General features: G+C 40.5%; 9 protein-coding genes. 4 read left to right on the top strand and 5 right to left on the bottom strand.

The features are described from left to right. A partial coding sequence (locus ACJMMI_RS08365; protein WP_405354909.1) for a TrpB-like pyridoxal phosphate-dependent enzyme occupies window positions 1-1,311 on the top strand: 1,311 nt, incomplete at its 5' end. A 67-nt stretch (window positions 1,312-1,378) separates the two neighbouring features. Here ACJMMI_RS08365 and ACJMMI_RS08360 read toward each other — a convergent pair. Together ACJMMI_RS08360 and ACJMMI_RS08355 are read right to left on the bottom strand one after the other, a co-directional pair. Beyond that, window positions 1,379-1,654 carry a helix-turn-helix domain-containing protein gene (locus ACJMMI_RS08360; RefSeq protein WP_405354907.1) on the bottom strand — a complete coding sequence of 92 codons (276 nt, stop codon included), beginning with the start codon at window positions 1,652-1,654 and terminating at the stop codon, window positions 1,379-1,381. Next, a complete protein-coding gene (locus ACJMMI_RS08355; RefSeq protein ID WP_405354906.1) occupies window positions 1,647-1,997 on the bottom strand; it encodes a type II toxin-antitoxin system RelE/ParE family toxin in 351 nt (116 codons plus the stop codon). Before ACJMMI_RS08355 ends, ACJMMI_RS08360 begins: the two co-directional genes overlap by 8 nt. 179 nt (window positions 1,998-2,176) lie before the next feature. Here ACJMMI_RS08355 and ACJMMI_RS08350 point away from each other — a divergent pair, with 179 nt between their 5' ends. Next, on the top strand, window positions 2,177-3,490 hold the full coding sequence (locus tag ACJMMI_RS08350) for a CobW family GTP-binding protein (RefSeq protein WP_405354905.1): 1,314 nt from the start codon (window positions 2,177-2,179) through the stop codon (window positions 3,488-3,490). A 66-nt stretch (window positions 3,491-3,556) separates the two neighbouring features. Here ACJMMI_RS08350 and ACJMMI_RS08345 read toward each other — a convergent pair whose 3' ends face one another. The 3 genes from ACJMMI_RS08345 to ACJMMI_RS08335 all read right to left on the bottom strand — a co-directional run bounded on the left by ACJMMI_RS08345 (window position 3,557) and on the right by ACJMMI_RS08335 (window position 7,030). Next, window positions 3,557-3,793, bottom strand: coding sequence for a DUF896 domain-containing protein (locus ACJMMI_RS08345; RefSeq protein ID WP_405354904.1), 237 nt, complete (start codon window positions 3,791-3,793; stop codon window positions 3,557-3,559). Between the two features lie 96 nt (window positions 3,794-3,889). Further along, a complete protein-coding gene (locus ACJMMI_RS08340; protein ID WP_405354903.1) occupies window positions 3,890-5,455 on the bottom strand; it encodes a peptidoglycan-binding protein in 1,566 nt (521 codons plus the stop codon). A gap of 306 nt (window positions 5,456-5,761) precedes the next feature. Beyond that, window positions 5,762-7,030 carry a cation:proton antiporter gene (locus ACJMMI_RS08335; RefSeq protein ID WP_405354902.1) on the bottom strand — a complete coding sequence of 423 codons (1,269 nt, stop codon included), beginning with the start codon at window positions 7,028-7,030 and terminating at the stop codon, window positions 5,762-5,764. A 476-nt stretch (window positions 7,031-7,506) separates the two neighbouring features. On the opposite strand from ACJMMI_RS08335, the gene ACJMMI_RS08330 reads away from it, so the two are divergent. Then, window positions 7,507-8,226 (top strand): leucine-rich repeat domain-containing protein, encoded by a 720-nt coding sequence (locus ACJMMI_RS08330; RefSeq protein WP_405354900.1) that lies wholly within the window; start codon window positions 7,507-7,509, stop codon window positions 8,224-8,226. A 65-nt stretch (window positions 8,227-8,291) separates the two neighbouring features. Next, complete coding sequence (adhE, locus tag ACJMMI_RS08325) at window positions 8,292-10,913, top strand: bifunctional acetaldehyde-CoA/alcohol dehydrogenase (protein ID WP_405354898.1); 2,622 nt, start codon at window positions 8,292-8,294, stop codon at window positions 10,911-10,913. Window positions 10,914-10,977: the final 64 nt, after the last annotated feature.

Genomic DNA, 10,977 nt, shown 5'->3' with positions numbered 1-10,977 from the left:
GTTCGTGCAGATATGAAAAACAAACCAGCTCCACTTCTTAATCCTGCTACACTTAAACCTATGACAGCAGAGGAGCTTTATCCTGTATTCTGTAAAGAACTTGTAGCACAGGAGCTTAACGATACTGACGCTTACATAGATATTCCACAGGAAATTCAGGATTTCTATAAGATGTATCGTCCATCTCCGCTTATCAGAGCATATTTCCTCGAAAAGGCTCTTGATACACCGGCTAAAATCTACTATAAATTTGAGGGCAACAATACAAGCGGCAGCCATAAGCTTAACTCTGCCATTGCTCAGGCTTACTATGCTAAAAAACAGGGACTTAAAGGCGTTACTACTGAAACTGGTGCTGGTCAGTGGGGTACTGCACTTTCAATGGCATGTTCATACTTTGGTCTTGACTGCAAAGTATATATGGTTAAGGTATCTTACGAGCAGAAGCCGTTCAGAAGAGAGGTTATGAGAACCTACGGTGCAAGCGTTACTCCTTCCCCATCTATGGATACTGCTGTGGGCAGAAAGATTCTTGAGGAGCACCCGGGCACTACAGGCAGCCTTGGCTGTGCTATTTCTGAGGCAGTAGAGGTTGCAACTTCTACAGAGGGTTACCGCTATGTACTCGGCAGCGTACTCAATCAGGTACTTCTTCATCAGTCTGTTATCGGTCTTGAGGCTAAAAAAGCTCTTGAGAAATATAATGTTAAGCCTGACATCATCATCGGCTGTGCAGGCGGTGGTTCTAACCTTGGCGGTCTTATTTCTCCATTTGTTGGTGAAAAACTCAGAGGCGAGGCTGATTACAGAATTATTGCTGTTGAGCCTGCATCTTGCCCAAGCCTTACAAGAGGTAAATTTGCATATGACTTCTGTGATACAGGAAAGGTTTGTCCGCTTTCTAAGATGTACACACTCGGCAGCGGATTTATTCCATCAGCCAACCACGCAGGCGGACTTCGCTACCATGGTATGAGCAGTACTCTTTCTCAGCTTTATCATGACGGTCTTATGGAAGCTACCTCAGTTGAGCAGACTTCTGTATTTGCAGCTGCTGAGCAATTTGCAAGAGTTGAGGGTATTCTCCCTGCTCCTGAAAGCAGCCACGCAATCAGAGTTGCTATTGACGAGGCTCTCAAGTGCAAAGAAACCGGCGAGGAAAAGACTATTCTCTTTGGTCTTACAGGTACAGGTTACTTTGATATGGTTGCTTATCAGAAATTCAACGACGGTCTTATGAGTGACTATATTCCTACCGACGAGGAACTCAAGAAAGGCTTTGACGGACTTCCAAAAGTTCCTGAGAACTGATATTTAAATAAATTATAAATAACATAAAAAGGGTTGCCATACTAACTAAGGTACGGCAACCCTTTCTTCATACAAATTCAATTTTAAGTTTCTTTCCCAACCCATGAGCTATCGTTTCAAGAGTAGTCAAACTCGGTACAACTGAACCATTTTCAATTCTGCTGATATTGGACTGCCTTAAACCGGTACGCTCTGCAAGCTGTTGCTGTGTAAGATTTTCCTGATTTCTAAGAGAAATAAGTGTTTTAGTCAATTCATACTCAATCTCACTGTTTTCCCATTCATTTTTAAAATCTTCATCATTACTAAGCTGTGAATTTAGGTATTTTTCAAAATCATCCATTTTTATTTCTCCTTTCAAAATCATCTTTATATTTTTTAGCTTTTTCAATTTCTGCTTTTGGTGTTTTCTGTGTTTTTTTCATAAAACCATTTGTCATTACTATTTTATTATTGATAAAGAAAAAATATATAATTCTTGATATATTATTTCCCTGCTTTATTCTTAGTTCAAACAATCCGTCTTGTAATGCCTTAGAATTTGGCTCTCTAAGTGTATATCCAAATTCTTTTAAAAGTTGAATCTCTCTTAACGCTTTTACTCTCATTTTTGTATCAAGAGAATTCAAAAAGTCTATAACAGGTTTATGACTATCTTCTGTTTCATAGAATATAATTTCAAACAAAAGTATCGTCCTTTCAAAATATTATATGTACTTTACATTATAATTATATCATTTAAGGAATATTTGTCAATGTAATTTTATATAATTAGTCACAACTAACTTTCAACCACTTGACAAAGTAATTCGGTTGTGCTATTATTCGATTCGTAGAAAACTATTCTTGAAAGGAAATGACATATATGGCAAAACCAAAGCTTCCAATTCCTGTAACATTGCTTACAGGCTATCTTGGATCAGGTAAAACTACACTTATCAACCATGTTCTCGGTAATCAGGAGGGCTACAAATGTGCCGTTATCGTAAATGATATTGGCGAAATCAATATTGACGCTGAGCTTATTCAGAAAGCCGGCGTTGTAACTCAGAAAGATGACAACCTTGTTCCACTTTCAAACGGCTGTATCTGCTGTACTCTCAAGGTTGACCTTATCAATCAGATTGCTGAGCTTGTAAAGTCAGGCAAATTTGACTACATTCTCATTGAGGCAAGCGGTATCTGCGAGCCACTCCCTATTGCTCAGTCCATTGCTGTGCTTGAGGGTGACGAAGAAGAAGGTACTCCTGCTATCTGCCGTCTTGACAACATTGTTACAGTTGTTGATGCACTCAGAATGGCTACAGAGTTCGGGTGCGGTGACAATCTTCTTAAAGATGATGTTGATGAGGAGGATATTGAAAGCCTCGTTATTCAGCAGATTGAGTTCTGCTCAACTATCATTCTCAACAAGGTAGATATGGTAAATGAAGAGCAGCTCGGCAGAGTTAAGGCTATGATTAGAACACTCCAGCCAAAGGCTAAGATTATTGAGGCTAACTACGGTAAGGTTAGTGTTGGTGACATTCTCAATACAAATCTTTACAACTTTGAGGAAACTGCCGGTTCAGCAGGTTGGGCTCAGGCTTATGATAAAGACGAGGATGAGAGAAACGAGCATCACGACCATGATGAAGATGAGCACGAGCATCATCACCACCACGATGAGGACGAGCATGAACACCATCATCATGACGAGGACGAGCATGAACATCATCACCATAATCACGATGACGAAGATCACTCACATTGTGATCATGAGCATGGCCATTGCTGCCACCATCACCACCATGGTGACGATGACGAAGAATACGGAATTGGCACATTTGTATATCACAGCCGTCGCCCATTCAATCAGGAGAAATTACAGAATTTTGTAAACGACTGGCCAAAGGGCGTAGTTCGTGCAAAGGGTATCCTCTGGTTCTCAGACAAAGACAAGAGAGATTACCTCTATGTATTTGAGCAGGCAGGCGTACAGATTACTGCAACAGAAAACGGCAAATGGCTTGCTGCATTCCCTAAGAGCGAACAGAAAAAGTACTTTAAAGAGTATCCTGATATTGAAGAGCATTGGGACGAAAAGTACGGCGACCGTGAAATCAAGCTTGTATTCATTGGTCAGCATATGGATAAGCAGAATATCATTGACAGACTTGACAGCTGTCTTGATGATTAAGCTATAACCAAAAAGGGTTGATTCAAATTTACTGAATCAACCCTTTAATTTTACAAAAAGAAACTCTTATTCCGGCTTTTTATCGTCTGAATTTTTCTTTTTAGCGGCAGATTTAAAAGGAACTACCGAGCCGTCCTCCTGTTTTATGCTTACATTATCAAGTGTGCTGTCAAACTGCTGCCTGATTTCTGCAAGATATACTGCATAAAGCTGCTTTTGCTCTGCCTGCTCTTCGGCATTAAGTCCGAGAGTTTTTTTCTTTTTTGCAAGTTCATTTATTCTTTTAATTAATTCTTTATCCATAATATCACTTCCTAAGTTTATATTATCACATAATAAATTATTTTGCAATATAACAAAGCCGTATCAAATGGACAACCATAAGATACGGCTTAAATTTTACCAGTAACGAGCTTCAGTTTTTACTCTTGTGTAAGATTTTTTACTTCTTGCTCTTGTACGGCGTGCCTTTTTAGTGGCTTTAAGATTTTTAACGATAAATACACCGCCAAAAATTGAAAGCATTGCAAGAACAACCACAAACCAAAGTCCTACATTAAGATTACGCTTAACAGCTGCTCTAATAAGGGTTGGTGCATCAGTTGATGTATTAGAAAGTGCTTTCTTTGTAACCTTATTTGCTGCCTGTGCTACAACTGCTGCTGAATGTGCATAGTCCTGATTCTGTGTATTCTGCAAGACAAATGAATTTGTTGCAGGCATTGCATAAGGACCTGTATATCCAACCGAGGTTGTAAGAGCATAACCACTGTTTGAAAGAGCAGTTGCAGAGAACATTGCCTGATATGTTGTCTGATCAACAATACCTGTTGCCTCAAGGTTATTTGCAAGCTGGAATGCCTCAACTGCCTGTACTGTTGTGTCACCATAATAGCCTGTAGCTATTTCATTAAAGAAACCGAGAATTGCAAGTCTGTTCTGAATTGTAAGAACAGCATCGCTCTGATCGCCAAGGCTGTATGTAGTTGACTGCTCAGCAAGCTTTGCCTGTGCATCAGCATATGTGGGGCAATCCTCTGAATAGAGAATATCTCTGTCTGTACCGGATATACCATCTACAGATACGCCTGCTGCCTGCTGAAACTGAATGTAGGCTGTCTCTGTTTCGTCATCAAACTTACCGGTAACTTCGCCGTTGTAGTAGCCAAGCTCCTTAAGTCTTTCCTGAATTTTCTTAATCTCGTCTGCCTCATCGCCGTTTCTGTAAAGAGCCGGCTCTGTAGAAGTTTCTTCCTTTACCTCTTCCTTAGCTTCTGTGTTCTCGCTTGAAGAATCGTCCGAGTTACTGCTTGAAGAGCTGTTGTCTGTGCTTGAAGAGCTGCTTGATGAAGAAGATGATGAAGATGATGATGGATTTGACGGGGTGTTGCTTGACCTACCCTTTGAGTCAAAGTAATAGGTTGTGCCGTCAATAGTTCTTGATGTATCTACTATGTACTCACCATTTTCGTAATAGTAATAATCACCGTTGAACTGCTCCCAACCGTTTTCAATGTAGTCAATAGCTCCTACCTTGTACCATTGAGTCCAGCCCATATAATCTACGGTGTCATAGCATACATCTTCATCGTCATTTCTTGCGTCAACTGCCATACCGTCACCGATATAAACGCCGACATGACCGTCCATATGAAGACCAAGTCCATGAACTCTTGGAATACCATTGCTGATATATCCACTCTCACTTGACGCATATAGCTGAGAATCGCCGCCTCTTGCGTTACCTCCGCAATAGGAATAGATAAGTCCCGAGCAATCTACGGCTCCCGGAGTTGCTCCGCCGTAAACATAGCTCCAACCGCTATAATACGCATTGAGTGCCCACTCTGCAAGACCTGCACCTGTGCCGGACGCATGAGCTGTGGTACTGCTTCCTGCTACGCAAGCACCGGAAAGCATTGTCACACTCAGCAGCACAGAAGCAATTTTCTTACTTCGCTGCATTGTTATTACCTCCAAATTGTGTTAAGTGTAATAATTACATCAAAATTACACTTATTAACAAATTTGTAATAATTATAGCAGATATATCAGAAAAAATCAACCCCTTGTGCAGCACTTAACGGCATTTTTGGTAAAAGGCACAATAAAAAGCCGTTTATTATTCTACAATAGAATATTTTCTTTGTTTTATGTTACAAAATAAGTAATTTTTTGTAACTATTTGAAATATTTAGAATTTCTTTTTGAACATGCTGCAAAGTAAAAACCAACCGTTCCCACACGAGAACGGTTGGTTTATTGTGAAAATTATTTATTTTCTTCCTGTTTGAAGTCATTGTCAGAAATATTGTAGGTAGCACCCACACCTTCCTGAGCAAGCTTCTTTTCGTTTTCAATTTCACTGTCTTTTTTATCAGGCCACTTTGAATAGAGCACCTTTAAAAGAATAGGAGTAAGAATTGAAGATACAATAATAAGAATAATTACGGCTGTAAAGAACTTAGCGTCCATAAGACCGGCATCAAGTCCCTTTTGAGCACCGATAAGTGCAACCTCGCCTCTGTTCATCATACCAACACCGATTTTAAGTGAATCAGGTACATTGAACTTGCAAATCTTAGCCATACCGCCGCAGCCGATAATCTTTGTTACAAGAGCGACTGCTACAAGTGCGATTGAGAACCACAAAATCTGAAGATTGAAGTTATCAAAGCTTGTCTGTAAGCCAATGCTTGCAAAAAAGATTGGTCCAAAGATCATATAAGAGCTGATGTCCATCTTTCTTTCAATATAGCCCGCATCATTGATATTACAAAGAATGATACCTGCTACATATGCACCTGTAATATCTGCAATACCAAAGAATTCTTCTGAGCAATATGCTGCTGCAAAACAAAGAACAAGACCGAAAATCGGAATTCTTCTTGAGTGAGGCCAATGCTTACTTATCCACTTAAAGAGGAAGTAAAGTGCAAAGCCAAGAACGATTGCAAGCACAAAGAAGAGAATTGTCTTGATACATACATCTACGGGAGATACATCAGGACTCTTAAAGCCGATTACTACAGTAAGAAGAATGATACCGATAATATCATCAAGTATCGCAGCCGACAATATCGTAGTGCCAACCTTTCCTTTGAGGTGACCCATTTCCTTTAGTGCCTGAACTGTAATACTTACAGATGTTGCGGCAAGTACAGTACCCATAAATATGCCTTCATAGAGCTGAGTATCAGGTGTACCAAAGCCAAAGCCCATATACACAAGCATACCGCCTACAAGAGGAACTGCAACGCCCGACAAAGCAATCAGCAATGCAACCGGACCTGTTTTAACAAGCTCTTTCAGGTCGGTTCCCAAGCCTGCTGAGAACATAAGTAAGATAACACCGATTTCTGCCATACCGGAAATAAAGTCGTCCTTAACTACAAGGTTAAGAAGTGAAGGACCGATAATAAGACCGGCGATGATTTCGCCAACTACCTGTGGTGCTTTAAGCTTACGGGCAAGAAGTCCGCACAGCTTTGCTGCAACAAGGATAATGGCAAGGTTTCTTAGAATCATCATTAAATCCATAGATATGCCCCTTTCCCTATACATATTAATATAGGAAATTTATTAAATTTTCCACACTATATTTTAACACTTTTGTTTCGAATTTCAAGTTATTATAATTAAGAATATGACGATTTGACGAGTTTTGTTGATATTTACATTTTTTAGACATCGTGTTGCGAAATTTTGTATTTATTAGCAACGCTAAATTACTTGCATATGCGAGCAAAAGCACATTTTATATCAAATTTATTTATATTTCTTTTAAGCAAATTAAGATTTTTTGCAAAAGTTAAAAATGTGAGTATTTTGTCGATTATGTAAGAATACTACACGGCTTTTTAGTTATTTATTAGGTAATGCGATAAAAGTTTAAAAATACGAAAAAAAAGCCGAAAATACATTGACAAATATTTAACAAAGATGTTAAAATGGTATTGCTGAGAAATGAAAAAGGCTCAGTACTAGTACTAAAGTTTGAAAGGATCCTTCAAATTATGAAAAAAATATTATGTGCACTTATTGCAGGAGCAATGTGTGCCACTATGGTATTTAGCTTCTCAGGCTGCGGCTGTTCCAACCAGAATGAGCCGGGTTATACCATTGAAGCTACAAAGCCTGATCTTACAGACAACGGCTTTGGTTACTACATTATAAACAGTAACGAGCTTATGGTTACAGAATACACAGGTAATGACAAAGACCTTGTTATTCCTGACAGCTACAATAACTATAAGGTAACTGCTATCGGTCCTAACGCATTCAGCCAAAAGGATTTTGAAACAGTTACAATTCCTGACACAATTACTGAAATTCAGGGACACGCTTTTCAGGCTTGTTCAAAGCTTAAATCAGTAAAGCTTTCAAAAAATCTTAAAACATTCGGCAGCAATGTGTTCTTCCTTTGTACTTCTCTTGAAGAAGTTACAGTACCTGCCTCAGTAACAGACCTTGGTCTTTATACATTCCAGGGCTCAGGCGTTAAGAGCGTTACTATTGAAGAGGGCGACCTTCAGGAAATTCGTGAATATGTTTTCTATCAGTGTCCTAACCTTACGGAAATCAATATTCCTGCCAATGTTACTAAAATGACACAGTACACAGTTTGTGACAACACAAATACTGTTACTATAAATGCACCAAAGGGTTCTTATGCAGAAAGCTATGTTAAATCCAATGGTAAAGCAAACAAGATTGAATTCAAAGCAACAGATTAATCAGTCATCCATTTTCAGCTTTTTGCTGAATGATAATATAAAATGCAAGATAAGAGGTAGATTTAATGAGCACAAAAGAGTATCCGATCGTAGAAAACGCAGAGACTTTTGAGGCAGCTTTAGCAAAAGTTAAAGAAGCTCAGAAGATTTTCGCAACCTACACACAGGAACAGGTTGACAAGATTTTCCTTGCAGCAGCATCCGCAGCTAACAAGATGAGAATCCCACTCGCTAAAATGGCTGTTGAAGAAACAGGCATGGGCGTAGCAGAAGATAAGGTTATTAAGAACCACTTCGCTTCTGAGTATATTTACAACGCATATAAGAATGTACAGACATGTGGCGTAATCGAAGAGGACAAGTCTTTCGGTATTAAGAAGATTGCAGAGCCAATCGGTGTTATCGCTGCTGTTATTCCAACAACAAACCCAACATCAACAGCTATCTTTAAGACACTTATCTGCTTAAAGACAAGAAACGGTATCATCATCAGCCCTCACCCACGTGCTAAGAAGAGCACAATCGAGGCTGCTAAGGTTGTTCTTGAGGCTGCTGTAGCTGCAGGTGCTCCGGAAAGCATCATCAGCTGGATTGATATTCCAAGCCTTGAGCTTACAAATATGCTTATGCAGGAAGCTGACTGCATCCTCGCTACAGGTGGTCCTGGCATGGTTAAAGCTGCTTATTCATCAGGTAAGCCTGCTCTCGGCGTTGGTGCCGGTAATACACCTGCAATTATTGACGAATCAGCAGACATTCTTCTTGCTGTAAACTCAATTATTCATTCAAAGACATTTGATAACGGTATGATTTGTGCTTCTGAGCAGTCAGTTATCGTTGAAAAGAAGATTTATTCAAAGGTTAAGAAGGAATTTAAGGCTCGTGGTTGCTACTTCCTCAATGACGAAGAGACAGAGAAGGTAAGAAAGACAATCATCATCAACGGTGCTCTTAATGCTAAGATCGTTGGTCAGAAGCCAGTAACAATCGCTGCACTTGCAGGTGTTACAGTTCCTGAAGAAACTAAGATCCTTATCGGTGAGGTTGAGAGTGTTGACATCAGCGAGGAATTCGCTCACGAGAAGCTTTCTCCAGTACTTGCTATGTACAAGGCTGAGGACTTCGAGGATGCACTTGCTAAGGCTGAGCAGCTCGTTGCTGACGGCGGTTACGGTCATACATCTTCCCTCTATGTTGATGCTGTTAATGAGAGAGCTAAGATTGACGAATTTGCAGGTCGTATGAAGACTTGCCGTATTCTCGTAAACACACCTTCTTCACAGGGTGGTATCGGTGACCTCTACAACTTCAAGCTTAGACCATCTCTTACACTTGGTTGCGGCTCATGGGGCGGTAACTCAGTATCTGAGAACGTAGGTATTAAGCACCTTATCAACATTAAGACAGTAGCCGAGAGGAGAGAAAATATGCTTTGGTTCAGAGCACCACAGAAGGTTTATATTAAGAGAGGCTGTATGCCTGTTGCTCTTCAGGAACTCAAGGATGTTATGGGCAAGAAGAGAGCATTCATCGTAACTGACTCATTCCTTTACAAGAATGGTTATACAAAGCCAATCACAGACAAGCTTGATGAAATGGGCATTGTACACACAACATTTGCTGATGTTGAGCCAGACCCATCACTTCTCTCAGCACAGAAGGGTGCAGAGGCTATGCGTAAGTTCGAGCCAGATGTAATCATCGCTCTTGGTGGTGGTTCAGCAACGGACGCTGGTAAGATTATGTGGGTTCTCTATGAGCATCCGGAAGCTGACTTTATGGATATGGCTATGCGTTTCTGCGATATTCGTAAGAGAGTTTACACATTCCCTAAGATGGGTGAAAAGGCTTACTTCATTGCTGTTCCAACATCTTCAGGTACAGGTTCTGAGGTTACTCCATTCGCAGTTATCACTGATCAGGAAACTGGCGTTAAGTACCCACTCGCTGACTACGAGCTTATGCCAAATATGGCTATCGTAGATGCTAACAATATGATGAGCGGTCCTAAGGGTCTTACTGCTGCTTCTGGTATCGATGCTGTCAGCCATGCTCTTGAGGCTTACGCTTCAATGATGGCTACAGACTTTACAGACGGTCTTGCTCTTAGAGCTCTTGAAGTTATCTTCAAGTATCTCCCAGCTTGCTATGACAACGGTATGAATGAACCATTCGCTCGTGAGAAGGTTGCTCACGGTGCTACAATGGCTGGTATGGCATTTGCTAACGCATTCCTCGGTGTTTGCCACTCAATGGCTCATAAGCTTGGTGCTTTCCACCACATTCCACACGGTATTGCAAATGCTCTTATGCTCGAGCAGGTTATCCGTTTCAACTCAGTAGAGACTCCGGCTAAGATGGGTACATTCCCACAGTATGATCATCCAAAGACACAGGCTCGTTACGCTGAAGTAGCAAGATTCCTTGGCCTTGGCGGTAAGGATGACGCTGATAGCGTTGAGAACCTTATTAAGGCTATCAATGACCTTAAGGCAAGAGTTGGCATTAAGAGCTCAATCAAGGAGTACGGCATCGATGAAGCTGACTTCCTTGCAAGACTTGACGATATGACAGAGCAGGCATTCGATGACCAGTGTACTGGTGCTAACCCAAGATACCCACTCTTCAAGGAAATCAAGCAGATGTACCTCAATGCTTACTATGGCAACAACAGCGAAACAGTTTAATAGATAAATTATTTCGTTACTTCTCCCCCGTGGTTTTCCACGGGGGTTTTTGTTGTTTTATATT

Origin of the sequence: Ruminococcus sp. (assembly GCF_045129435.1) — a bacterium.
GTDB lineage: Bacteria > Bacillota > Clostridia > Oscillospirales > Acutalibacteraceae > Ruminococcoides.
Note: the sequence above shows the minus strand (reverse complement) of the source record. Positions and strands in the feature narration are given on the sequence as shown.